This window comes from Microbacterium neungamense (genome assembly GCF_024971095.1).
Classification (GTDB): domain Bacteria; phylum Actinomycetota; class Actinomycetes; order Actinomycetales; family Microbacteriaceae; genus Microbacterium; species Microbacterium neungamense.
This window is the reverse complement of record NZ_CP069717.1, coordinates 907,364-931,257: the sequence shown is the minus strand read 5'-3', so window position 1 is coordinate 931,257 and position 23,894 is coordinate 907,364. Positions and strand designations below refer to the sequence as shown.

Below are 23,894 nucleotides of genomic sequence, written 5' to 3'. Positions count from 1 at the left end.
GGTCAGGGGGAGGGAGGGTCAGGGGGAGGGAGGGTCAGGGGCAGGTGCCGGGGTCGAGGAGGGCCGGGTCCGTCGCGATCCGGCCGTCGATGTCGATCTCGGCAACGGCGCTCTCACCCTCGATCCGCAGGCCGGTCAGGATCAGCCCGGCGGGGAGCCGGTCGGCGATGCACACCTGCTGCGGGGCGGACAGGCGCTCTCCGACGTCGCCGAGCCGTCCGGAGAGCCCGGCGAGGTCGATCACGCTCCCGCCGACCGACACCGATACGGGTGTGAGCACCAGCTCCCCCGCATCCGCGCCGGGCGTGGCCGTCACACTCACCGGGATGTCGGCGCCGAACACCGTGATCGCGCCGCTCGCGGTGACGTTCGGCTCCTCGAGAGTCACATCGGTGACGGGCAGATCGGAGCGCGACAGCAGCGCGACGAGCTGCGCCTGGTCGATGCGGACCGTGCCGTGCGCCGCACCGATGTCGCCGCCGCGGAGCGGTACGCCCTGCGCGGTGACGTCCGCGGCCCCGGTGACGCCCTCGAGGGTCACCCGCTCGGAGGAGAGGCGCAGCCGGTCGAGTCGCCCGGCGATCAGCTGCGGCAGCAGGATGCCGGAGGCTTCGACGTCGAGCTGCTGATCGGCCGGCAGGTCCAGCTGCTCGACGACCAGGGAGCGGACCACCCCCGGCAGCACGGCGCGCGCCACCAGCTCGGCCGCCACGGCGAGGGCCGCCGCCAGCAGCACGAGCACGACCAGCACGACCGGCCAGCGGCGATGCCGCCGCGACGCGCGCCCTCCGGCGGTCACGTCACATCCGCTCCGGGGCGGACACGCCGAGCAGCGACAGCCCGTTGCGCAGCACCTGCCCGGTGGCGTCGTTCAGCCACAGCCGGGTGCGGTGCACCGCCTCGACCGGGTCGTCGCCCTGCGGGATGATCCGGCAGTTGTCGTACCAGCGGTGGTAGAGCCCGGCGAGCTCCTCCAGGTAGCGGGCCACGCGGTGCGGCTCGCGGACCTCGGCCGCGAAGCCGACGATCCGCGGGAACTCCTGCAGCGCGCCCAGCAGCGCCGACTCGGTCTCGTGCGTGAGCAGGTCGGGGGCGAACTCGGATCGGTCAACCCCGGAGTCCGCGGCGTTGCGGGCGACGTTGTGCGTGCGCGCGTGCGCGTACTGCACGTAAAAGACGGGGTTGTCGTTGGTGCGCTTCTGCAGCAGCTCGGGATCGAGCGCCAGGGGCGAATCGGCCGGGTAGCGCTCCAGCGAGTACCGCAGCGCGTCAGTGCCGAGCCATTCGCGCAGATCGTCCATCTCGATGATGTTGCCGGCGCGCTTGCTGAGCCGGGCTCCGCCGACGGAGACCAGCTGCCCGATGAGCACCTCGATGTCCTTGTCCGGGTCGTCCCCGGCCGCGCCGGCGAGCGCCTTGAGCCGGTGCACGTAGCCGTGGTGGTCGGCGCCGAGCAGGTAGATCTTGTGCTCGAAGCCGCGGTCGCCCTTGTTCAGGTAATAGGCCGCGTCCGCGGCGAAGTAGGTGTACTCGCCGTTCGAGCGGCGGATCACCCGGTCCTTGTCGTCGCCGAAATCGGTGGTGCGCACCCACACGGCGTCGTCCCGGTCGAAGACGTGCCCCTGCTCGCGCAGGCGGTCCACCGCCCGGTCCACCAGGCTCGGGCCGCCGTCCGCGGCGGGGGCGTGCAGCGTGCGCTCGGAGAACCAGACGTCGAACTCGACGTTGAACTTCGACAGCGAGTCCTTCTGCTCGGCGAGCTGGTACTCGTAGCCGAGCTCGCGGGCGACGAGCCGCTGCTCGTCATCGGGAAGGTCGAGGAAGTCGGGACGGGCGGCCAGGACGCGCTGGGCGAGGTCGGCGATGTAGCTGCCGGTGTACCCGCCCTCGGGGGTCGGCTGCCCCTTGGCCGCCGCCACGATGGATGCTGCGAACCGCTCCATCTGCGCCCCGGCGTCGTTGATGTAGAACTCCCTCGCAACGGTAGCGCCGGAGGCGGCCAGCAGCCGTGCGATGGCGTCGCCGAGCGCCGCCCAGCGGGTGTGGCCGATGTGCAGCGGACCGGTGGGGTTGGCGCTGACGAACTCGATGTTGATGGACCGGCCGGCCTGGGTGTCGTTGCGGCCGTACTCCGCCCCGGCGTCGACGATCGTCTTCGCCAGCGCGCCGGCGGCGGCCGCGTCCAGGCGGATGTTGATGAACCCGGGGCCGGCGACCTCGACGCCGGCAATGCCGTCGGTCGCGGCGAGGCCGTCCGCGACGCGCTGGGCGAGCTCCCGGGGGCTGGTGCCCAGGCGCTTCGCGAGCCGCATCGCGACGTTCGTCGCCCAGTCCCCGTGCTCGCGGTTTCGCGGGCGGTCGAGCACGACATCGGATGCCGAGAGCCCGAGGTCCTCGTCCGGTCGCAGCTCCGCCGCGATCGGGGTGAGGACGGCGAGGACGGCGGCGGCGAGGGATTCGGGGCTCATAGGTGTCCCAGTCTAGATGCCCGGGACCCGGGCATCCGCGGGCTCCCGCCGGCACCGGCCTTCCCGCCGGCGCCGCGGCGGCGGGTCAGCGGAAGCGTGCGAGGGAGGCGGTGAGCGCCAGGAGCGTCTCCTCCGTGGGCACCACGCCGGCCGCCCGCAGCGCGAGCTGCCCGGCGCCCACGGCGCCGTCGGCCACCGGCCGCGGCTCGAGCCGGTCCGCGACCGTCCCGAGCCGGTGCAGGAACGCGTCGCGCACCGGCCCCGATCGCGACAGTACGCTGCCGCCGAGCACGAGCGGCCCGGGACCGGAGAGCACCGCCGAGAGCGTGTCGGCGAGCTCTTCGCCGGCGCGGCGCAGGATGCCGGCGGCGACCGGGTCGCCGGCATCCGCGAACGCGATCGGGGCGAGGCCGGCCAGCTCGATCGGCGGGCGCGCGTAGAGGGCGCCGACGACACCGATCAGCGCCTGCGACCGCCCCTCGGCGCCCGGCCCGCCGGTGTGCACGCCGAGGTGGGCGATCACGCGCGGAGTCATCCCGGTGGCGGGGCCGGTGCCGTCCAGATCGCCGACCACGGCCTTGGCGACGCGGTGGCCGATCCAGAAGCCGCTCCCCCGGTCGCCGAGCAGCCAGCCCAGGCCGTCGCCGGTGGCCTCGATGACCCCCGCCGAGACGCGGATGACGCAGGCGCCGGTGCCGGACACCAGCGCGTAGCCGAAGGGTGCCGCGGTGCCGCTGAAGTAGGTGGCGAGCAGGTCGGACTCGAAGGTGAGCCGTCCCGCGAACCCGTGCTGCGCGAGCCGTCGCCGCAGCCAGTCGTCGTCGCCCGACGTGCGCTGCCCGGCCATCGCCGCGGTGATCACCGCGACGTCCGCAAGCGCGAGACCGGTGCCGGCGAGGGCGCCCTCGATCGCCGTCATGACGCCGTCGGCGGCGCGCTCGGGGCCGGCCGTCATCGTCGTCGGCGTCGCGCTGCTGCTGGTGATGCTGCTCGGCTCGATGTGCGCCTACGTGCTCGCGAGGTTCTCGATCCCGGGCAGCCGGGCGATCTACTACCTGATGCTCGCCGGGCTCACCCTTCCGGTGTTCCTCGCGATCGTCCCGCTGTTCTTCATCCTGCAGGGCATGGGGCTGCTGAACACGCTGCCGGGTCTGATCATCACCTACGTCGCGTTCGCGCTGCCGTTCACGGTGTTCTTCCTGTTCTCGTTCTTCAAGTCCCTGCCGTACGAGATCCAGGAGGCGGCCTACGTGGACGGCGCCAGCGAGTGGCGCACGTTCTTCCAGGTGATGCTGCCGATGGCCAAGCCCGGGCTCGCGGCCGTGGCGATCCTGAACTTCCTCGGGCTGTGGAACCAGTTCCTGCTGCCGGTCGCGCTGAACACCGACCAGGGGCAGTACGTGCTCTCCCAGGGCATGGCCGCCTTCGCCTCCGCCGCAGGCTACGAGGTCGACCAGGGCGCGCTGTTCGCCGCGGTGTTCATCACGATCGCGCCGGTGCTGCTGGTGTACGTCTTCTTCCAGCGGCAGCTGCAGGGCTCCGTGTCGCAGGGCACCCTGAAGTGACACGCGAACCGTTCGGATCGCCCCTCCGCGCCCTCGGGCCGGAGGGGCGATCCGGTTCCGTCGGGGCATCCGCGATCGCGGCATCCGTGTCCGAATTCGCATTCCGGCGAACGTCGCCTACTCTCATCCCATGAAGCTGCGCGCCCGTACCCGACGGCGCCGCACGGTGCTGGCCGCCGTGGGTGCCGCGGCCGTCCTCGTCGGGGTCGTCCTGGGCGTCTGGCGGCCCTGGACGCCGCCCGTCGAGACGCCTCCCATCGCCGCGGCGGACGCCGCCGTCCCGCCGCCCGCCCCGCTTGAGCTGCCCGAGCATCCGACGGTGCTGGTGTTCGGCGACTCGTGGACGTTCGGCGCGGCCGCGACCGTGCCCGAGGGCGGCTACGCGTACCGGCTGGCCGAGCTGCTGGACGGCGAGACGATCGTCCGCGGAGTGAGCGGCAGCGGGTATCTGCGACCAGGGCTGCCGACCTTCGGCGAGCGCATCGCCGCGCTCGAGCCGGAACTCGACCCCGATCTCGTGATCGTGCAGGGCTCCATCAACGACCGCCGCGAGGATCTCACCGGCTACGCCGCCGCGGTGAACGCCGCGTGGGACGCCCTGGCGCGGACCTACCCGGAGGCGGCGATCGTCGTCCTCGGCCCGGCGCCGCACGAACTGCCCGTGGGCGTGGCGACCGCGCGGATCGACCGGGAGCTGGCCGCTCTGGCCGCCGCGCGGGGCTGGTGGTACATCTCCCCCGTGCAGGAGGAGTGGATCACCGACGCGAACTACCTCGACGTCATCGACGTCGGCATCGGCCGCCAGCACCCCTCGGATGCCGGGCACGCGTTCCTCGCGGAGAAGGTCGCCGCAGCGCTCGAGGACCTGCGCGCGGCGGCGGTGACGGCCGCGGACGAGGCGGATCCGGAGCCGGCGAAGTAGCGGGGACGGCGTCAGAGGCCTGAGAACGAGAGAAGGCCGCCCTCGGGGCGGCCTTCTCTCGTTCGTGCCCCCGACAGGAATCGAACCTGCGACCTACGGTACCGGAAACCGGCGCTCTATCCGCTGAGCTACGGAGGCGTACCGGACGAGCTTATCAGTTCCGGAGGGGCGTCCTTGTCCGCCCGACGTCAGTCCAGCTTCCGCAGCGCATCCTCGGCGGCGACCCAGGCGAGCATGGCGCACTTGACGCGGGCGACGTACTTCGACACCCCGCCCAGGGCCGCGGCGTCACCGAGCAGGTCGGGGTCCGGCTCGACGCGACCGCGCGAGCGCATCGCCTCGCGGAACACGTCGATCCGGCGCGCCAGCTCCGCCACCGGCATCCCCTCCGCGAGCTCGGCGAGGAGCGAGGCGGACGCCTGCGAGATCGCGCATCCGTGCCCCTCCCATGCCACCGCCTCGATCGTGCCGTCCCCGGCGCGGTGCACCTGAAGGGTGATCTCGTCACCGCAGGTCGGGTTGACCTGATGCGACTGTGCCGCCACCTCCCCACGGAGCCCGTATCCGTGCGGCGTGCGCGAGTGGTCGAGGATGAGCTCCTGGTAGAGCCCCTGCAGGTCGGACGAGGTCATCATGCCCTCCGGAAGAAGCGGATCGCGGCGGCGACGCCGTCGATCACGGCCTCCACCTCGTCGCGGGTCGTGTAGAGATAGGCGCTCGCCCGCGTGGAGGCGGTGATGCCCAGGCGGCGATGCAGCGGCTGGGCGCAGTGGTGGCCGACGCGCACCGCGATGCCGGCGTCGTCGAGGTACTGCCCCACGTCGTGTGCGTGAACGCCGGCGACGTCGAAGCTCGCCAGACCCACCCGCGGACGGTCGATCCCGGCGCCGAGCACCCGCACGCCGTCGATCGCCGCGAGCCCGTCGACCAGGCGGGCGCCCAGCTCCGCCTCGTGGGCCGCGATCCGCGCCATGCCGACGCCTTCGAGATAGCGGACCGCCGCGGCGAGCGCGACCGCCTGGGACACCCGCTGCGTCCCCGCCTCGAAGCGCTGCGGCGGCGGCAGGTACTCGGCGGACATCGTCGTCACGGTCGTGATCATCGATCCGCCGGTGAGGAACGGCGGCATGATCTCCAGCAGCTCGCGACGGCCGTAGAGCGCGCCGATGCCGGTGGGGCCGAGCATCTTGTGCCCGGACAGCACGGCGAAGTCGACGTCCAGCGCGTGCACGTCCAGCGGCAGGTGCGGGGCCGACTGGCAGGCGTCCAGCAGCACCAGCGCGCCCACCTCCCGCGCCGCCGTGACGATCTCCTCGATCGGGTTCACCACCCCGAGCACGTTCGACACGTGGGTGACGGCGACGATGCGCGTGTGCGTGCCGATCAGGCGTCGCGCCTCGTCCATGCGCAGCGCGCCGTCGTCGTCGAGCGGGATCACCCGCAGTCCCGCGCCGGTGCGGTGGGCCAGCTCCTGCCACGGGATGAGGTTGGCGTGGTGCTCCATCTCGGTGACGAGGATCTCGTCGCCCCGGCCGAGCCGCAGCCGGTCGGCCTCGCTTCCGCCGCGGCCCGAGGACGCGTTCGACAGCGAGTACGCCACCAGGTTGACGGCCTCGGTGGCGTTGGAGGTCCACACGACCTCGTCCTCGTCCGCGCCGATGAACCGGGCGAGCGTCGCCCTGGCATCCTCGAACACCTCGGTGGCCTCCGCCGCGAGCGTGTGGGCGCCGCGGTGCACGGCGGCGTTCAGCGTCGTGGCGAAGGTGCGCTCGGCGTCCAGCACCGCGAGCGGCCGCTGCGAGGTCGCCCCGGAATCCAGGTAGACGAGCGGATGCCCGTTCACCTCGCTCTGCAGGATCGGGAAGTCCGCGCGCAGGCGCAGCACCTCGGCGTCGCCGAGCGTCGTGGCGGTCGTGATCGGGTCATGCACCCTTCCAGCTTCCCACTCCTGCGGCGGCCCCGGGTGGCCGGACTCCCAGGGAAGGATGTCAGAGCAGGAAGATCGGCAGCAGTCCGGGGTTGTGGGCGTGCACGAGCACCGCGAACACGACGGCGTCGAACAGCAGGTGCACGGTCACGACGTAGCCGAGGGAGTGCGTGCGCAGGAAGATGACGCCCTGCAGCAGCGCGAACGGGATGGTCAGCACCGGCCCCCAGGCGCGGTAGCCGAGCTCCCACAGGAACGACACGAACACGACAGCCTGCAGCACGTTCGCCAGGTGGTCGGGCAGATGACGGCGCAGCAGGGCGAACACGGTGCAGATGAAGAACAGCTCGTCCCAGATCCCGACCGCGCCCACGCCGACGAACAGCCGGGCGATCAGCTCGGGCGTGTCGACCACCGGCCAGTTGCGGTACACGCCGCTGGTGATGAAGTAGAACGGCAGGATCAGCCAGCCCAGCACCAGCACCGCGACCAGCCAGCTCCACTGCAGCCGGCCCCAGCGGCGGCCGCTCCGCCACGGGAACGAGATCGCGCGGTCGCGGAACACATACCGCGAGATGACGTACGGCACCAGCACCGCTCCCCCGAGTGCCGCCGTGAACCGCAGCATCGCCGCGTCGTCGAGCTCCGCGGCGAGCGGGATCGAGTGCACGATCAGCATTCCGAGCCCGATCAGCGAGAGATCCCGGCTGAGGGACGGATGCCGCCGCCCACCGCTCGTGGGCCGCTCGCCCCGGTCGTCCCGTCGCGCTGCGGCAGCGGCCGCCGTCACCGGCATCCGTCGCTCGATCATCGCGGCGGCGCCGACGCCGGCGGCGAGCAGGACCCAGCCCGCCCACGTCCAGCCGAGCACGAAGAAGGCCGGAGCCGCCGCGCACACGGCGGCGGCGGGCGCGAGGGCGAGCCGGGCGGCGTGGCTCACGTCCGCGGCACCCGGCGGTAGGCGAGGTCGCGGATGTCCCTGCCCTTCGCGATGCCCTTCCGCTCGAACGCGGTCATCACGCGGCCGTCGAAGCGCTCCGCCCAGTCCCCGTCGAACGCGCGCTCGAACTCGGGGGCCTCGTCGAGCACCTCCCGCATCTGCAGCGCGTAGCCCTCCCAGTCGGTGGCCAGGCGCAGCGTCCCGCCGTCGCGGAGGGCGCGCGCGGCCGTCGCCGGGAACCCGGGACGGACCAGCCGGCGCTTGGTGTGCCGCTTCTTGTGCCACGGGTCGGGGAAGAAGATCCAGACCTCGGATGCCGCGGCCTCCGGCAGGTACGTGGAGAGGACCTCGGGGGCGTTCGCCTCGGCGAGGCGGAGATTGCGCACGCCGGCGCGGTCGGCGTCGCGCATGGTGCGCGCCAGCCCGGCGCGGAACACCTCGACGGCCAGGAAGTCGTCATCCGGGCGGGAGGCGGCGGCGGAGACGATCGCGTGCCCCTGCCCGGAGCCGATCTCGACGATCAGCGGGGCGACGCGGCCGTACGCGGATGCCGGGTCGAGCCGTGCCTCCGGATGCACGGACGTCCAGGCCGTGTCGCGCGGGACGTCGAGGAGGTAGAACGGCGAGAGGTCCCGGAAGGCCCGCTCCTGCGCCTCCGACATCCGGCCGCTGCGGCGCACGAAGGACACGGGCTCGTCGCGGAAGGTGCGCGGTTCTGGCATCCCTCCAGCGTATTCGCTCGCTCCCCTCCCGGTCGTTGAGCGACGACGCCCGCAGGGCGACGGAGACGAAACGCACCACGCCCCGACACCTTCGCGAAAAGACGCGTTTCGTCTCGCTCCGGCTGCGCCGGTGCTCGCTCAACGACCGGTTGAGGGGCGGTGACGAAGTCGATGAGCTCCTCGACGCGGCCCAGGAGCGCCGGCTCCAGATCGCGGTACGTGCGCACGCGCGACAGGATGCGCTTCCAGGCGTGCGCGATGTCGGCCTGTGACTCGACGGGCCAGCCGAACGCCCGGCACACGCCGGTCTTCCAGTCCGTGCCGCGCGGGACCTCGGGCCAGGCCCGGATGCCGAGCGCCGCCGGCGTGACGCACTGCCACACGTCCACGTACGGGTGCCCGACGATCTTCAGGTGCGCGCCGTGCGGGCCGCGCAGGATCTGCTCCGCGATGCGCGACTCCTTCGACCCGGGCACGAGGTGGTCGACGAGCACCCCGTACCGCCGCGTCTCGCTCGGAGGCGCCTCGGCCAGCAGTCCGTCGAGCAGGTCGATGCCCTGCAGGTACTCCACGACGACGCCCTCCACCCGCAGGTCGTCGCCCCACACCTTCTCCACGAGCTCGGCGTCGTGGCGGCCCTCCACGAGGATGCGGCTGGGCAGCGCCACCCGCGCGCGGTCGTCGTCGACGGCGAAGGAGCCCGAGGCGGTGCGCTTCCGGCCCTGCGGTTTCGCGACCGGATGCACGAGCCGCACCGGCTTCCCGTCGATCAGGTAGCCGCCGCCGAGCGGGAAGCTGCGGCGCCGGCCCTTCCAGTCCTCGAGCTCGACCATGCCCGCCTCGACGCGCGTGACCGCCCCGCAGTAGCCGTCCGCGGCGACCTCGACGACGAGGTCCTTCTCGGCGGGAACGTCGACGGCCCGCGTGAAGCCGCGCTCCTTCCAGCCGGGGGCGAGCACGTCGGTCCCGTACCTGTCGTCCATGCTCTCCAGGGTATGCGCCTCCGCTGATGGCGAACGGCCGTCCGGCCAGCCTGTCGCGTGCCTGTGGGTTTGCATAGACTCATGCCATGGGGGCACGGCTGCCGGAGGGATCGCGATGAGGACACGGTGGCTGGCGCTGGTCGCACTCGTCGCTGCCGTGGCCGCCGGCCTCGTCTCGCCCCTCGCCGCCTCCGCCGCTGACCCGGTCACCCTCGACCCGGGCTATGTCACCGACGAGGCCGACGTACTCAGCCCGAGTGAGCAGGAGCGCGTCGAGGCGCGCCTGCAGGAGCTCAGCGAGAACTCCACCGCCGACCTGTTCGTGGTGCTGGTCGACGGCTTCACCTCGCCGCCCGACCGCGTCGCGTGGGCCGACACCGTCGCCGAGCGCAACGGCCTCGGGCCCGACCAGTATCTGCTGGCGATAGCCGTGGAGGAGCGCAACTACTACATCTCCGCGGCCGCGGGCGGGCCGCTCAGCGACAGCAGGCTGGACGCCGTCGAGGAGCGCATCCAGCCGCTGCTGTCGCAGAACGACTGGGACGGCGCGATCGTCCTGGCCGCGGACGAGATCCAGGGCGACGGCGGCGCCGGCATGCTGCGCGCGGTGCTGATCGTCGCCGGCATCGCGGTCCTCGCCTTCCTGGCCTGGCTGGTGGTCCGGCTGGTCATCCGGGCGTGCCGGAACGCGGAGATCCGCCGTCGCGGCGCGATGCCGGAGACACCCGACCCGAACGACCCCTTCTCCACGCTGACCGACGAGCAGGTCGAGGCGCAGGCGGGATCGGCGCTGGTCCGCGCCGACGACGCCATCACGTCCAGCCGGGAGGAGCTGGGCTTCGCGATCGCCCAGTTCGGCGACGCCGCCACCGAGGAGTTCACCCGCGCCGTCGACGCCGCCAAGGCGAAGATGTCGGAGGCGTTCGACCTGAAGCAGAAGCTCGACGACGAGGTCGAGGACTCCGTCCACGACCGCCGGGCATGGCACATCCGCATCATCCGGCTGTGCGACGAGATCGACGACATCCTGGACGAGAACACCGAGGCCTTCGACGCGCTGCGCCGCCTGGAGCAGAACGCCCCGCAGGAGCTGGAGCGCGTCCGCGCCCAGCGCGCCGAGCTCGAGCCGATCCTGGCCGGCGCCGACCCGGCGTTCGCGAGCCTCGCCGCCGCTTACGACCCCGCCGCGCTGAGCACCGTCGCGGACAACCCGGCGCAGGCGCGCGAGCGCGCCGCCCTCGCCGACCGGTCGATCGCCGCGGCTGCCGAGGCGATCGCGCAGGGCGCATCCGGCACCGCCGCGTTCGCCATCCGCGCCGCCGAGCAGTCGGTCGCCCAGGCGGCGCAGCTGGTGCACGCGATCACCGACCTGGGACGCGAGCTGGGCACGCTGGAGGACCAGGCGCAGACGCTCATCGCCGAGCTGCAGGCCGACGTGGCCGCCGCGCGGCAACTGCCCGACGCCGACGGCTCCGTCGCCTCCGCCGTGGCGGCCACGACCGCCCAGCTGCAGCAGGCCCAGGCCGCGCTGTCCGGCCAGAACCGCAACCCGCAGCGCGTGCTCGAGGCGCTCACCGCCGCGAACGCGCAGATCGACGCGGCCATCGCCGCGGGAGCGGAGCGGGTCGAGCGCGCCCGGCGGGTGCAGCGGATGCTGGAGCAGACGCTCGCCCAGGCCGAGTCCGAGATCCGGGCCGCCCGCCAGTACATCGAGACGCGCCGCGGCACCGTCGGCCCCACCGCCCGCACCCGCCTCGCCGAGGCGGAGGCCGCGCTCGGGCAGGCGCTGGGACTGCGCACCGCCGACCCCGACGCCGCCCTGAGCACCGCCGGACGCGCGCTCGACCTCGTCCGGCAGGCCGCCGCGTCCGCGCAGGCGGACATGAGCGCGTACGCGCCGCACCCGTACGAGCCGGACGGCGGGCTGTTCGGGGGCGGCGGCTACCGTCCGAACGACTCCGGACTCGCCGGTGACATCCTCGGCGGCATCATCGGAGGCCTCCTCGCCGGCGGTGGAGGGGGCGGCGCATCCCGCCGCGGGGGCTGGCGATCCAGCGGCGGCGGCTTCCGCAGCTCCGGCTTCGGCGGCGGCGGGCGCTCGATCGGGCGCAGCGGCCGTTCGGGAGGTGGACGCTTCTGAACCATCCCGACCGCCGGCCCGAGTCGACAGACACTCGAATCCGTCCCTCTGAAAGGAACAACGCATGACCAAGCAGTCCATCTTCGGGCGCATCTCCACGCTCGTCCGCGCGAACATCAACGCCCTCCTCGACTCCGCCGAGGACCCGCAGAAGATGCTCGACCAGCTCGTCCGCGACTACACGAACAACATCGCCGACGCCGAGTCCGCGATCGCCGAGACGATCGGCAACCTCCGTCTGCTCGAGCGCGACCACGAGGAGGACGTGCAGGCGGCGAAGGAGTGGGGTAACAAGGCCCTGGCAGCCAGCCGCAAGGCCGACGAGCTGCGCGCCGCCGGCAACACCGCGGATGCCGACAAGTTCGACAGCCTGGCGAAGATCGCGCTGCAGCGGCAGATCGGCTCGGAGCGCGAGGCCCGTGCCGCCGAGCCGCAGATCGCCGCGCAGACGGAGATCGTCGACAAGCTCAAGAGCGGGCTGAACGGCATGAAGGAGAAGCTGGAGCAGCTGAAGTCCAAGCGCAGCGAGCTCCTCGCCCGTGCGAAGGTCGCCGAGGCGCAGACGAAGGTGCAGGACGCCGTCTCGTCCATCAACGTGCTCGACCCGACCAGCGAGCTGGGCCGCTTCGAGGACAAGATCCGCCGTCAGGAGGCCCTCGCCGCCGGCAAGGCGGAGATCGCCGCGTCCTCGCTGGACGCCCAGTTCGAGAGCCTCGAGGACCTCGGCGAGCTCACCGAGGTGGAGGCCCGCCTCGCCGAGCTCAAGGCCGGCGGCCGGCCGCAGGCCGCGCTCGAGGCCGAGTGAGGACGAGGGTGGATGCCGCGCCCGCGGCATCCACCCCACCTCGGAGAGCACGATGACCCGATTCCTCATCGTCCCGCAGTGGCAGGGCTCCCCTGCCGCTCGCGCGATGCTGCTGACCGACGGCGCCACCGCGATCGCCGGCGATCTGCCCCGCAAGGACACCGTCACCCTCGACATCCCGCTCGAGGCGGGCGAGTCGCTGGGCACCGGCGTCCGGCGGCTGAGCTCGCTGCTGCGCATCCGCGAGCTCGTCCGTGAGGCGTACACCGGCGGCACGGTCGTCGTCGGCGGCGACTGCAGCGTGACACCGGCGGCGCTGTCGGCCGTCGACACCACCGACCTCGCCGTGGTGTGGTGCGACGCCCACCCCGATCTGCACGTGCCGGACACCTCCCGGTCCGGGGCGTTCTCCGGCATGGCGCTGAGCGCGGTGCTCGGCGATGGCGAGCCGCGCCTGGCGCTCTCCCCCGGCATCCCGCGCGAGCGGGTCGTCACCGTGGGCGCTCGGGCGATCGACGTCGGCGAGGCGGAACGGCTGGACGGCATCTCCGCGCTCGGCAGGGGCGACCTGTCCGACCCGGACGCCCTCGCGGAGGCCGTGCACGCCACCGGCGCCTCGCACGTGTGGGTGCACATCGACGTCGACGTGCTCGACCCCGCCGATCTCGGCGGCGTGTCCGCGCCCGCCCCGTTCGGCGTGGACGCGGCCGAGCTCGCCGCGAGCATCCGCCGACTGCGGGAGCGCCTTCCGCTCACCGGCGCGACGATCGCCGGGTTCGCACCGCGCACGCCGGCCGATGCCGTGCAGGATCTCGGCGCCGTGCTGCGCCTGATCGGCGCGGTGGCATGACGACACCCGCCGAACGGGCCCGCATCCTCGAGCGCGGGAGGCGGTTCGACCGGAGGCTCCCGGCGTTCCTGCTGCGCTCCCCGCTGAGCCGTCTCGGCTTCGCGTGGGGCACCGCGGTCGGCTGGCTCTGGGGCGCGCTGTGGAGCACCGGCCCCGTGGAGCGCCGCAGCGGGCTCTGGGTCTTCCGCGGGATGCCGCGGTGGACGTTCGCGCGCGGCGGCGTGTGCGTCGGCGGGTGCTACCTGACCGGGGACGCCGTGCCGGGCGACGCGGTGCTGCGGCACGAGGCCGTGCACAAGAGGCAGTGGCTGCGGTACGGGTTCCTCATGCCGGTGCTGTACCTGCTCGCCGGGCGGGACCCGCTGCGCAACCGGTTCGAGATCGAAGCGGGCCTGGAGGACGGCGGGTACCTGCGGCGTCAGCGGGTGCGCAGGCCGTAGCGCTCCGGCACGTGGATCGCCGCGGCGTCCACGCCGATGACCTCGGTGAGGTGCTCCAGGATGTCCATGGTGCCGAGGTAGCCGCCCAGCAGCGTCACCTCGGTGCGCAGGCCGGAGTCGCCGTCCTCGCAGAGCATCTCGTCGGCCCATGCCGTGGCGGCGCGGGCGACGGCCTGGCCCTGCGCACAGCGGCGTCCGGTGCCGGGAGCGCCGGAGCGGCGGGCACGCGGCAGCCAGGTCACGGTCATCCGCGACGGGGCCGTGACGACGCTGATGTCCTCCACGTCGGGGACCTCGATGAACACCCGCCCGACGGCGCACAGCGGCAGCGTGGCCAGCAGCGCCTCCAGCTCGGCGAGCGAGTGCTCGTCGGCCGTGATGAGGTGCTGCACGCGCGGGCCGCGGGATGCGCGACGGGCGGCGCGAACGGTCGTGCGGATGTCGGCGGTGGTCATGATGCTGTCAGTCTAACACCGAGGAAGGGTTGCCTTACCTACTCGAAGCCGCGGCCTCCTCGAGGACGCCCTCCAGCCCGCGCCTCCTCGACCAGGGCCGCGCGCAGCCGATCGAGCTCCCCCTGCGACATCCCGCCCGCGCGGAGGTACCCGGCGACCGAGCCGTGCCGCCGGTCGATCTCCTCGAGCAGCTCCCGCATCACCGGCGCGGGCGACGCCGTGGCCAGGTCGATCGCATGCCGGGCATCCGGCATGTGTGCCTTCAGGTACTCGATCACGGCGCGGGTGCGCGTCTCCGGCAGCAGCGATGCCGTGAGGGCGTAGTCCGCCACGACGGCGTCACGGTCGGCGCCGACCGCGGACAGCGCCAGGGCCACGGTGACCCCGGTGCGGTCCTTGCCGACGGTGCAGTGCACCAGCGTCGGCTCGCCCTCGGCGAGCACCCGGATCGCCTCGACGAGCCGCGGCGCGGCGTCCTCGACGAGGTGGCGGTACATGTCCGCCAGGCTCATGTCCTCGGTGAAGAACGAGCTCACCGATCCCAGGAAGAGCGGGATGCGGGTGACCGGCAGCCCGGTGAGCGCCGACGGCTCGGCCGCCACCTCCGCGTCGTCCCGCAGGTCGATCACCCGGCGCACCCGCCGGGAGAGCAGCGCGCTCCCCTCGGGGGTGAGCCTGGCGAGCTGCCCGGAGCGGTACAGCACGCCCTCCCGGATGCGCGAGGCGCCCGCGGGGATGCCGCCGACGTCGCGGATGTTGTGGACGCCGGGGATGTCGAGGACGGTCACTGCTCCTGCCTGCGCGGCACCGGGTAGCGCCCGGCGATGACGATGCGGTTGAACGCGTTGATCGACACGCACGCCCAGCTCAGCGCCGCGTACTCCTTCTCGGTGAACACGCTGCCGACGCGGTCGTAGACGTCGTCCGGGATGCCGTCCTCGGCGATGAAGGTGAACGCCTCCGCCAGCTCCAGCGCCGCCCGCTCGCGCTCGTCGAAGACGTGGCTCTCCCGCCAGGTGGGGATCTGGGTGAGGGTGTCGACGTCGATGCCTGCGGCCAGCGCGCGGTCGAGGTGCACGCGCGTGCAGTACGCGCATCCGTTCAGCTGCGAGCAGTGCATCATCACCAGCTCCTTGAGTCGGTCGCTGATGCCGTTCGCCTTGCAGATGTCACTCACGGTCTTCGAGAAGGCGTCGAGCGCCTGATATGCGGCAGGCTCGGTCTTGGACAGGTGCACGCGCTTCTCGGTCATGACTCCCAGCCTAGGCGAGCCCGTCGACTCTGCGCACGGGACAGCCGGATGCAGAATATCCAACCAACCCTCGCAACAACAGCCATAATGCGCAACATAGCGGAAGATGACGTAACGAAATGCGCTCGCGTTTCCTCCCCTCGTCCTGGCGGGAGCAGAATAAGGCCGTGTCCACCGACCTCAGCGAGTTCCGCTACCTGCCCGGGCAGGCCCGCGCCCTGGGCGTGGCCGCCCCCGCCGTGGAGCGCCTCGCGCTCACCCTCCCGGACGGCCGCACGCTCAGCGCGCTGCGGTACGGCGCCGGCACGCCCGAGGCGACCTTCCTGCACGGCGCCGGTCTGAACGCGCACACCTGGGACACGACGCTCCTGCTGCTCGGCCGCCCCGCGCTCGCGATCGATCTCGCCGGGCACGGCGACTCGTCCTGGCGCGAGGACCGGGACTACTCCCCGCGCACCCTCGCCGCCGACGTCGCCCTGGCCCTCGAGGAGTGGACGGACCGGCCCCAGGTGCTCGTCGGGCAGTCCCTCGGGGGGCTCACCGGGGCGGCGGTCGCCGCGCGGCATCCGCAGCTCGTGCGCAGCCTCGTCGTCGTCGACATCACGCCGGGGCTGGACACCGAGGCCGCCCCCGCGGTGCTCCGCGACTTCTACACCGGCGCCACCGACTTCGCCTCCCGCGAGGAGGCGGTCGACCGGGCACAGGCGTTCGGCTTCGGCGGCAGCCGCGCCGACACCGAGCGCGGCGTCTTCCTGAACACCCGCGAGCGCCCGGACGGCCGCATCGAATGGAAGCACCACTTCGCGCACATCGTCGGCCACGCCCTGTCCACGTTCGAGCGCACCGTGGCCGACCGCACCGAGCCCGACCGCACCGTGCCCGAGGACGCCGAGCACGGCTCGGAAGGATGGGCGGACCTGGCCGCCGTGACCGCGCCGATCACGCTGGTCCGCGGCGCCGACGGCTTCCTCCAGGACGCCGACGTGGACGAGTTCACCCGGCGCGTGCCGGCGGCGTCCGTCATCACCGTCGAGGCCCGCCACAACGTCCAGGAGACCGCACCCGCGGCTCTGGCCTCCCTCGTCTCCGACGCCCTCGGGCGCCCCGCCCGCTGACCCGCATCCGGCCGCCCGAGGCCGGCAGAGAGGACGCCCCGCATGTTCCGCATCCCCGCCTCCCGGCGCTCCGCCCGCATCGCCCTGCTCGCGACCGTCGCCGCCGGCGCCCTCGCCCTCAGCGCCTGCACCGGGTCGTCCGCCCCGGCGCCGACCCCGGCCGGCGAGCCCGACCCGGACGCGACGCTGACCGTCGGCCTGGTGCTGGAGCCGACCAACCTCGACATCCGGCACACCAGCGGCGCCGCGCTGGAGCAGGTCCTCGTCGACAACATCTACGAGGGTCTGGTCACCCGCACCGAGGAGAACGAGATCGAGCCCCGCCTGGCCAGCGACTACGAGATCTCGCCGGACGGGCTCACCTACACGTTCACCCTGCACGAGGGCGTCACCTTCCACAGCGGCGACGCGCTCACGGCCGCGGACGTGGTCGCGTCGTACGAGACGGTGCGGACGGATGCCACGGTGCAGGGCCACGCGGACTTCGCCGGCGTGACGGCGGTGACCGCTCCCGACCCGCAGACCGTGCAGATCACGCTCGCCGAACCCAACCAGAACTTCCTGTTCGCCCTCACCGGGCCGGCCGGGCTGGTGTTCCGGTCGGGCGACACGACCGATCTGAAGACCGCGGAGAACGGCACCGGCCCGTTCACGCTGGAGCGGTGGAGCAAGGGCAGCAGCATCACGTTCACGCGGTACGAGGAGTACTGGGGAGAGAAGGCCGGCGTCGCCGAGGTCGTCTTCCAGTACATCCCCGACTTCACGGCGGGCGTGAACGCGGCGCTGGACGGCACGCTGGACGTGCTCACCGCCGTCGACCCGAATCTCGTCTCCCAGCTGGAGGAGTCCGGGGAGTTCGAGATCACCACCGGGCGCACCACCGACAAGGCCACCCTGGCGTTCAACAACAAGCGGGCCCCGCTGGACGACGCGCGCGTACGCGAGGCCCTGCGCCTGGCGATCGATCATGAGGCGCTGGTGGAGGCGGTCGGCGCCGGCGAGACGCTGTACGGCCCGATCCCGGAGCTCGACCCCGGCTACCAGGACCTGTCCGACGTGGCGCCGTACGACCCGGAGCGCGCCGAGGAGCTGCTCGCCGAGGCCGGCCACGAAGAGCTCGACCTCACCCTCACCATCCCCTCGTTCTACGGCACCACGGTCGCCCAGGTGCTCATCTCCGACTTCGCGAAGGTCGGCGTCACCCTCGAGGTCGACCGAGTCGAGTTCCCCGCATGGCTGGAGAAGGTGTACACGAACCACGACTACGACCTGAGCTTCGTGCTGCACGTCGAGCCGCGCGACTTCGGGAACTTCGCGAACCCGGACTACTACTTCGGATACGACAACCCCGAGGTGCAGCGGCTGTACCGGGAGGCGCTGACCGAGCTCGACGCCGACGCCTCCGCCGAGCTGCTCGCCGAGGCCGCCCGGATCGTCTCCGAGGATCACGCCGCCGACTGGCTGTACAACGGGGCCACGCTGACCGCGGTGCGCCCGATCGTTTCCGGGTTCCCGCAGGACTCGATCAACTCCCGCATCGACCTCGCCGGCGTCACCCGAGCGGCCGACTGAGCAGCCCGTGCTGCGGTACGCGCTGACCCGGGGGGTCCTGCTGATCGCAGGGCTCCTCGTGTCGAGCGTGCTGATCTTCCTCACGCTCCGGGTGCTCCCCGGCGACGTCGCCCAGCTCATCGCCGGCACCCAGGCGAGCCGCGAGCAGGTGGCGGCGCTGCGCGAGGCGCTCGGGCTGAACCGCCCCATCCCGGTGCAGTACCTGGACTGGATCGGCGGCGTCCTGCGCGGCGACCTCGGCACCTCGCAGCTCAGCGGGGCATCCGTCGGCGACGAGCTGCTGGAGAAGTCGCGGGTCACGGTGCCGCTCGGCATGATGGCGCTCACGATCGCCCTGCTGGTGGCCGTGCCGTTCGGGGTGCTCGCCGGCGTCCTCCGCGGCCGCGCGGCCGGCACCGGGATGAGCGTGGCCGCCCAGGCGGTCGCCGCGGTGCCTGTCGTGTGGGCCGGGATGATGCTCGTGGTCGTGTTCGCGCACTGGCTGGGCTGGCTGCCCGCGCAGGGCTTCCCGCGCACCGGGTGGGCCACGCCGTGGCGGGCGTTCGAGGCGCTGCTGCTGCCCGCGCTGACCATCGGACTCGTGGAGGGGGCGATGCTGATGCGGTTCGTTCGCAGCGCCACGCTGCAGGCGGCGGGGCAGGACTTCGTGCGCACTGCGGCGGCCAAGGGACTCACCCGCCGCCAGGCGCTGATCCGGCACGGGATCCCGGCGGTCGGGCTCTCGATCGTCACGGTGCTCGGCCTGCAGGTCGCCGGGATCATCGTCGGCTCCGTCGTCATCGAGCAGCTGTTCACGCTGCCGGGCATCGGACGGATGCTGGTCGCCGACGTCGGCACGCGCGATCTCGTCAAGGTGCAGAGCGAGCTGCTCGTGCTCACCGGCATCGTGCTGGTGATCGGGTTCGTGGTGGATCTCGTCCACCACGCCATCGATCCGCGGCAGAGGGAGGCGGAATGAGGTCGGCCCCGTCGCAGGACTCCCGCTCCCGGGCCGCGCATGGGAACGGCACCTGGCTGCACCGGCTGTGGTCGTCGGGCACCGGCCGGTTCGGCCTCGTCGTCACCGCCCTCATCGTCCTCACCGCGATCACGTCGACGGCGTGGACCCCGTTCGACCCGATGATCGGCGACGTGCGCGGCCGCTGGGCGCCGCCCGGGTGGCCGCACCTGCTCGGCACCGACGGCACCGGCCGCGACATCCTCAGCCTGGTCATGGCCGGCGCACGGACGACGGTGTTCGTCAGCGTCGGCGCCGGGCTGGTCGCCACGCTGGTCGGCGTGCTGCTGGCGGCCCTGGGGGCGCTCACCGCGCGCTGGCTGCGGGAGACGGTCGCCGTGCTGGTCGACATCCTGATCGCCTTCCCGGTGCTGATGATCGCCATGATGATCGCGGCCGTGTGGGGCGGATCGCTCTGGGTCGTCGTGGCCGCCGTCGGCATCGGCTTCGGCGTGAACGTCGCCCGGGTGACGCGCCCCGAGCTGCGCCGGGTGCAGCGGAGCGACTTCGTGCTCGCCGGCCGCGCCAGCGGGCTCACCGCCGGGCAGAACCTGGTCCGGCATCTGCTGCCGAACATCGCCCCGGTCTTCATCGTGCAGCTGTCCTGGTCGATGGCGGTGGCGGTGCTCGCCGAGGCCGGGCTGTCCTACCTCGGCTTCGGGGCCTCGGTGGCCGAGTCGTCGTGGGGCGTGCTGCTGGCGGATCTGCAGCGGTACATCGGCGTGCATCCGCTCACCGTGGTCTGGCCGGGCCTGGCCATCACGCTCACCGTCCTCGCGCTGAACCTCCTCGGCGACGCGCTCCGGGACGCGACCGATCCCACGCTGACCCGCCGCGCGGCGGAGGTCCACATCCCGGAGGTGGTCGCGTGACGCTGCAGGTGCAGGATCTCGTCGTCGAGGTGGGCGGGCGCCGGGTCGTCGACGGGGTGTCCTTCGAGGTCCCCGACGGGCAGCGCCTCGGGCTCATCGGCGAGTCCGGGTCGGGCAAGTCGGTCACCGCTCTCGCGGTCCTCGGGCTGCTGCCGGACGGGATGCGGGCGCGGGGCAGCATCCGCTGGGACGGCACCGAGCTGATCGGGATGCCCGACCGCGAGCTGGCGGCGCTGCGCGGCGACGAGATCGGAATGGTGTTCCAGGAGCCGCGCACCGCGCTGAACCCGATCCGCACGGTGGGACGCCAGATCGCCGAGTCGGTGCGGATCCACGAGGGCCTGGGGCGGCGCGAGGCGCGTACCCGGGCGATCGCCGAGGCGGCGCGGGTGCGGCTGCCCGATCCGGAGCGGATCGTGGACCGCTATCCGCATCAGCTGTCCGGCGGTCAGCGGCAGCGCGTGGCGATCGCGATGGCGCTGGCCTGCCGCCCCCGTCTGCTCATCGCCGACGAGCCGACCACCGCGCTCGACGTCACCATCCAGGCGGAGGTGCTGCGGCTGCTGCTGTCGCTCGTCGAGGACGAGGGCATGTCGCTGGTGTTCATCACGCACGACCTCGCCGTGCTCTCCCAGGTCGCCACGTTCGGGGTGGTGCTGGAGCGCGGCCGCGTCGTGGAGGCGGCACCGGTGTCCACCCTGCTGAGCGCCCCTGCCTCCCCGATCACGCAGGCGCTGCTGCGCGACGCGACGGCCACGCTGTGGCGGCCGGGAGGCGACGGATGAGCCTGATCACGGCCGAGGGCCTCAGCCGTACGTTCCCGCTCCCCCGGCGCACCCTGTTCGAGAAGCGCCGGCGCACCGTCGCGCTGCATCCCACCGACCTGGCGATCGCCGAGGGCGAGGCGCTCGGCCTGATCGGCGAGTCCGGCTCGGGCAAGTCCACCCTGGTGCGCCTGCTGCTCGGTCTGGACCGCCCCACCTCCGGGCGGGTGCGGGTGGACGGACGGGAGGTGGATGCCGCGGCGCCGGCCCGCTCCCTGCACTGGCTCCGCCGGCAGACCGGCCTGGTGTTCCAGGACCCGTACGCGTCGCTCGATCCCCGGATGCCCGCGGGCCGGATCGTCGCCGAGCCGCTGTGGGCGCTCGGCATCCCCGGCGATCATCGCGCACGCGTCCAGGAGGTGCTGACGCAGGTCGGCCTGGAGCCGGAGGCGGCCGATCGGCATCCGCACGAGTTCTCCGGCGGGCAGCGGCAGCGGATCGCCCTCGCCCGCGCCATCGTGCACCGCCCGCGCATCCTCGTCGGCGACGAGCCCCTGTCCGCGCTCGACGTCACGGTGCGGGCGCAGATCCTCGCGCTGCTGGCGCAGCTGCGAGCGCAGGAGGGCCTCACCCTCGTGCTCGTCTCGCACGACATCGGCCTGGTGCAGAACCTGTGCGACACCGTCGCGGTGATGAAGGACGGCCGGATCGTGGAGCGCGGCGGGACGGATGCCGTGCTGCAGCATCCACGCGAGGACTACACCAGGGCGCTGCTGGCGGCCATTCCGGTCATCGACCGCCCGTTGCCCTGAACCGGACACGCGCACGCGACCGCTTCCGTCGGCCCACGGAACGGTATACCATTCGAGCCAACGCACGCGAAACATCCGTTTCACCATACGAAACGGTTCCCGGCGTGCGCACAGCCCGCAGCGGTCGCCCCTGACCGCTGCCTGAGCATCCCGACATCGCCCCGGTCCGCCAGCGCACCTGGGGCGTGTACAACCTGTTCGCGATGTGGATGTCGAACGTCCACTCCGTGGCCGGGTACGTCTTCGCCGCCGGGCTGTTCACCCTGGGCCTGGCCGGCTGGCAGGTGTTCACCGCTCTGCTGGTGGGCATCACGCTGATCTACTTCCTCACCAACCTCGCCGGCCGCGGCGGCCAGAAGTACGGGATCGCGTTCGCCGCGCTGTGCCGTCCGGCGTTCGGCATATACGGGGCGAACATCCCGAGCATGATCAAGGCGACGACCGCGACGGCCTGGTACGGCATCCAGACCTGGGTGTCCTCCACGGCCCTGGTCGTGGTGGTGCTCCGCTTCTTCCCCGACCTCACGCCGCTCGCCGAGAACTCGATCCTCGGTCTGTCCACGCTGGGCTGGGCCTGCTTCGGCTTCATGTGGCTCGCCCAGCTGCTGGTGTTCTTCTACGGCTGGGAGGCGATCCGCCGGTTCACCGACTGGGCGGGACCGGTGATCTACGTGGTCATGTTCGCGCTGGCGATCTGGATCGTCGTGAGGGCCGGAGGCCCCAGCGCGATCAGCTTCACGCTCGGCTCGAAGGATCTCTCCGGCGGCGCCGCCGTCGGCATGTGGCTGACCGCGGTGGCCCTCACCGTGGCCTGGTTCGCGGGCACGACGCTGAACTTCGCCGATTTCTCCCGGTTCATGCGCTCACCCTCCGCCATGCGCCGCGGCAACTTCCTCGGTCTGCCGGTGAACTTCATGCTGTTCGCCGTCGCCACGGTGATCACGACCTCCGGCGGCCTGGCCGTGTTCGGCGAGCTCATCACCGACCCGGTCGAGCTGGTCGCCCGCATCGACAACACCACCGCGGTGCTCCTCGGCGCCCTGACCTTCATGACCGCCACGATCGCGACCAACATCGTGGCGAACTTCGTCTCCGGGGCGATGGACGTGGCGCCCGCGCGGCCGGTACTGGTACCGCCGCGGTTTCAACCCGCGGGCGATCGCCGCGCTCGTGCTGGCCGGCGGACTGACGACGATCATCGCGCAGGTGCCTGCGCTGAGCGCGCTCGCACCGTTCTCCTGGTTCTTCGGCTGCGCGTTCGGACTGCTGTTCCACTGGATGCTCGCGAAGGACAAGGGGAAGGCGGCGACGGATGCCCTCTGAGCGCACGACCGGGATCGCCGCGGCGCTGCAGGAGGCCGTGGACGGCGTCGCGGAGGGCGGGATGCCCTTCGGCGCGGCGCTGCTCGTGGACGGCGAGGTGGTCGCGAGGGGCCGCAACCGGCAGGTGCAGAACGGCGACCTGCTCGCGCACGCCGAGACCGAGGCGATCCGGGACGCCGTGGCGCGGTTCGGCCGGGTGCCGGCGGGCGCCGTGCTGGTGGCCACCGAGGGGCCGTGCGCGATGTGCGCGGGCGCCGCTGTGATCACCGGCATCCGCTCCGTGATCGTCGGCGAGGTCCATCACTTCGCGGGCGCGGTCGGGATGCTGCGCGCGGAGGGTCTGGACGTGACCGTCCTCGACGACGCCGACTGCATCGACCTGGTCAGCAGGTTCCGCGCCGCGCACCCCGACCTGTGGAGCCGGTTCTCGGCGGGGTGACCGACCGGGGCGCCGCATCCGCGTGCGGCGCCCCGGTCTCAGCCCGGCGCGTCCAGCGACAACTGCAGGAACACCACGCCGAGGTCACGGCCGAACTTCACGCCGACGCCGCGCAGCGCTCCGGCATCCGCGAATCCGGCCTTCCGGTGCAGGGCGATCGAAGCCTCCGCCCCCTCGTCCGCGATCACCGCGATCACCTGGCGCAGTCCCGCCGCGCGGCAGGCGTCCAGGAAGTCCGCGAGCAGCCTGCGGCCGAGCCCCCGCCCGGCGGCGTCGGGGGCGAGGTAGATCGAGTTCTCCACGGTGTAGCGGTAGGCCGATTTCGCCGACCACGGCTGCGCGAGGGCGTAGCCGAGCACCCGGTCGTCCTCCTCGGCGACGAGGAACGGCAGTCCGCGGGCGGCCAGCAGCACCCGCTTCGCGGTCCAGGACTCGACGGTGGACTCCTCCTCGTCGAAGGTCACCACCGAGGAGCGCACGTAGTGGTTGTAGATGTCGCGGATCGCGGACAGATCCGCATCCGTCACGTCC

The 23,894-nt window shown here is 72.7% G+C and carries 23 protein-coding genes, 1 tRNA gene and 3 pseudogenes; 14 read left to right on the top strand and 13 right to left on the bottom strand.

All coding sequences use genetic code 11. From position 1 onward, the window contains the following. Positions 1 to 34 precede the first annotated feature (34 nt). The 3 genes from JSY13_RS04405 to JSY13_RS04395 form a co-directional block, all read right to left on the bottom strand. Positions 35 to 799, bottom strand: a complete 765-nt coding sequence (locus JSY13_RS04405) for a DUF2993 domain-containing protein (RefSeq protein ID WP_259607819.1) — start codon at positions 797 to 799, stop codon at positions 35 to 37. Position 800: 1 nt separating this feature from the next. Then, a complete protein-coding gene (argS, locus tag JSY13_RS04400; RefSeq protein ID WP_259607818.1) occupies positions 801 to 2,468 on the bottom strand; it encodes an arginine--tRNA ligase in 1,668 nt (555 codons plus the stop codon). 85 nt (positions 2,469 to 2,553) lie between these two features. Then, entirely contained in the window at positions 2,554 to 3,387 is an 834-nt protein-coding gene (locus JSY13_RS04395) for an N-acetylglucosamine kinase (RefSeq protein WP_259608127.1), read from the bottom strand. 28 nt (positions 3,388 to 3,415) lie between these two features. On the opposite strand from JSY13_RS04395, the pseudogene JSY13_RS04390 reads away from it, so the two are divergent. Together JSY13_RS04390 and JSY13_RS04385 are read left to right on the top strand one after the other, a co-directional pair. Next, positions 3,416 to 4,033, top strand: a pseudogene (locus JSY13_RS04390) (carbohydrate ABC transporter permease); the annotation flags it as partial. 130 nt (positions 4,034 to 4,163) lie between these two features. Beyond that, the gene (locus JSY13_RS04385) at positions 4,164 to 4,955 is read left to right on the top strand and encodes an SGNH/GDSL hydrolase family protein (RefSeq protein ID WP_259607817.1); all 792 of its coding nucleotides are present in this window, start codon (positions 4,164 to 4,166) and stop codon (positions 4,953 to 4,955) included. A 65-nt stretch (positions 4,956 to 5,020) separates the two neighbouring features. Here JSY13_RS04385 and JSY13_RS04380 read toward each other — a convergent pair. From JSY13_RS04380 to JSY13_RS04355, 6 genes and pseudogenes are all read right to left on the bottom strand, one after another. After that, positions 5,021 to 5,093: transfer RNA gene (locus JSY13_RS04380), tRNA-Arg, on the bottom strand. 50 nt (positions 5,094 to 5,143) lie between these two features. Further along, complete coding sequence (gene sufU, locus JSY13_RS04375) at positions 5,144 to 5,587, bottom strand: Fe-S cluster assembly sulfur transfer protein SufU (RefSeq protein ID WP_259608126.1); 444 nt, start codon at positions 5,585 to 5,587, stop codon at positions 5,144 to 5,146. Continuing rightward, positions 5,587 to 6,885: a SufS family cysteine desulfurase gene (locus JSY13_RS04370; protein WP_259607816.1), complete on the bottom strand. Its 1,299-nt coding sequence runs from the start codon at positions 6,883 to 6,885 to the stop codon at positions 5,587 to 5,589. Before JSY13_RS04370 ends, sufU begins: the two co-directional genes overlap by 1 nt. 58 nt (positions 6,886 to 6,943) lie before the next feature. Further along, positions 6,944 to 7,822: a CPBP family intramembrane glutamic endopeptidase gene (locus JSY13_RS04365; RefSeq protein ID WP_259607815.1), complete on the bottom strand. Its 879-nt coding sequence runs from the start codon at positions 7,820 to 7,822 to the stop codon at positions 6,944 to 6,946. Further along, positions 7,819 to 8,544 (bottom strand): tRNA (guanosine(46)-N7)-methyltransferase TrmB, encoded by a 726-nt coding sequence (trmB, locus tag JSY13_RS04360; RefSeq protein WP_259607814.1) that lies wholly within the window; start codon positions 8,542 to 8,544, stop codon positions 7,819 to 7,821. The genes JSY13_RS04365 and trmB overlap by 4 nt, the downstream gene beginning before the upstream one ends. 152 nt (positions 8,545 to 8,696) lie before the next feature. Next, a pseudogene (locus tag JSY13_RS04355) lies at positions 8,697 to 9,527 on the bottom strand (DUF3097 domain-containing protein); the annotation flags it as partial. A 115-nt stretch (positions 9,528 to 9,642) separates the two neighbouring features. Here JSY13_RS04355 and JSY13_RS04350 point away from each other — a divergent pair. The 4 genes from JSY13_RS04350 (at position 9,643) to JSY13_RS04335 (ending at position 13,762) form a co-directional block, all read left to right on the top strand. Next, positions 9,643 to 11,667 (top strand): TPM domain-containing protein, encoded by a 2,025-nt coding sequence (locus JSY13_RS04350; protein WP_259607813.1) that lies wholly within the window; start codon positions 9,643 to 9,645, stop codon positions 11,665 to 11,667. Between the two features lie 64 nt (positions 11,668 to 11,731). Next, positions 11,732 to 12,472, top strand: a complete 741-nt coding sequence (locus JSY13_RS04345; protein WP_259607812.1) for a PspA/IM30 family protein — start codon at positions 11,732 to 11,734, stop codon at positions 12,470 to 12,472. Positions 12,473 to 12,524: 52 nt separating this feature from the next. Next, the gene (locus JSY13_RS04340; RefSeq protein ID WP_259607811.1) at positions 12,525 to 13,322 is read left to right on the top strand and encodes an arginase family protein; all 798 of its coding nucleotides are present in this window, start codon (positions 12,525 to 12,527) and stop codon (positions 13,320 to 13,322) included. Continuing rightward, on the top strand, positions 13,319 to 13,762 hold the full coding sequence (locus JSY13_RS04335; RefSeq protein ID WP_259607810.1) for a Fe-S oxidoreductase: 444 nt from the start codon (positions 13,319 to 13,321) through the stop codon (positions 13,760 to 13,762). Before JSY13_RS04340 ends, JSY13_RS04335 begins: the two co-directional genes overlap by 4 nt. Here JSY13_RS04335 and JSY13_RS04330 read toward each other — a convergent pair. From JSY13_RS04330 to JSY13_RS04320, 3 genes are read right to left on the bottom strand one after another with little or no spacing between them, the layout of a single operon-like run. After that, on the bottom strand, positions 13,741 to 14,217 hold the full coding sequence (locus JSY13_RS04330; RefSeq protein WP_259607809.1) for an SIP domain-containing protein: 477 nt from the start codon (positions 14,215 to 14,217) through the stop codon (positions 13,741 to 13,743). The two genes, JSY13_RS04335 and JSY13_RS04330, sit on opposite strands and share 22 nt — an antisense overlap. 38 nt (positions 14,218 to 14,255) lie before the next feature. Next, the gene (locus JSY13_RS04325) at positions 14,256 to 15,005 is read right to left on the bottom strand and encodes a tyrosine-protein phosphatase (protein ID WP_259607808.1); all 750 of its coding nucleotides are present in this window, start codon (positions 15,003 to 15,005) and stop codon (positions 14,256 to 14,258) included. Then, positions 15,002 to 15,469, bottom strand: a complete 468-nt coding sequence (locus JSY13_RS04320; RefSeq protein WP_259607807.1) for a carboxymuconolactone decarboxylase family protein — start codon at positions 15,467 to 15,469, stop codon at positions 15,002 to 15,004. Before JSY13_RS04320 ends, JSY13_RS04325 begins: the two co-directional genes overlap by 4 nt. 167 nt (positions 15,470 to 15,636) lie before the next feature. On the opposite strand from JSY13_RS04320, the gene JSY13_RS04315 reads away from it, so the two are divergent. From JSY13_RS04315 to JSY13_RS04270, 8 genes and pseudogenes are all read left to right on the top strand, one after another. After that, complete coding sequence (locus JSY13_RS04315) at positions 15,637 to 16,584, top strand: alpha/beta fold hydrolase (RefSeq protein ID WP_259607806.1); 948 nt, start codon at positions 15,637 to 15,639, stop codon at positions 16,582 to 16,584. Between the two features lie 42 nt (positions 16,585 to 16,626). Continuing rightward, complete coding sequence (locus JSY13_RS04310) at positions 16,627 to 18,156, top strand: ABC transporter substrate-binding protein (RefSeq protein WP_259607805.1); 1,530 nt, start codon at positions 16,627 to 16,629, stop codon at positions 18,154 to 18,156. A gap of 7 nt (positions 18,157 to 18,163) precedes the next feature. Next, complete coding sequence (locus JSY13_RS04305) at positions 18,164 to 19,114, top strand: ABC transporter permease (protein WP_259607804.1); 951 nt, start codon at positions 18,164 to 18,166, stop codon at positions 19,112 to 19,114. After that, positions 19,111 to 20,025, top strand: coding sequence for an ABC transporter permease (locus JSY13_RS04300; RefSeq protein WP_259607803.1), 915 nt, complete (start codon positions 19,111 to 19,113; stop codon positions 20,023 to 20,025). Before JSY13_RS04305 ends, JSY13_RS04300 begins: the two co-directional genes overlap by 4 nt. Beyond that, positions 20,022 to 20,810: an ATP-binding cassette domain-containing protein gene (locus JSY13_RS04295; protein WP_259607802.1), complete on the top strand. Its 789-nt coding sequence runs from the start codon at positions 20,022 to 20,024 to the stop codon at positions 20,808 to 20,810. Before JSY13_RS04300 ends, JSY13_RS04295 begins: the two co-directional genes overlap by 4 nt. Continuing rightward, positions 20,807 to 21,601: an ABC transporter ATP-binding protein gene (locus JSY13_RS04290; RefSeq protein ID WP_259607801.1), complete on the top strand. Its 795-nt coding sequence runs from the start codon at positions 20,807 to 20,809 to the stop codon at positions 21,599 to 21,601. Before JSY13_RS04295 ends, JSY13_RS04290 begins: the two co-directional genes overlap by 4 nt. Before the next feature lie 203 nt (positions 21,602 to 21,804). Beyond that, a pseudogene (locus tag JSY13_RS12655) lies at positions 21,805 to 22,683 on the top strand (cytosine permease); the annotation flags it as partial. 230 nt (positions 22,684 to 22,913) lie between these two features. Further along, complete coding sequence (locus tag JSY13_RS04270; protein WP_259607797.1) at positions 22,914 to 23,363, top strand: nucleoside deaminase; 450 nt, start codon at positions 22,914 to 22,916, stop codon at positions 23,361 to 23,363. A gap of 38 nt (positions 23,364 to 23,401) precedes the next feature. Here JSY13_RS04270 and JSY13_RS04265 read toward each other — a convergent pair whose 3' ends face one another. Beyond that, positions 23,402 to 23,890: a GNAT family N-acetyltransferase gene (locus JSY13_RS04265; protein WP_259607796.1), complete on the bottom strand. Its 489-nt coding sequence runs from the start codon at positions 23,888 to 23,890 to the stop codon at positions 23,402 to 23,404. Positions 23,891 to 23,894: the final 4 nt, after the last annotated feature.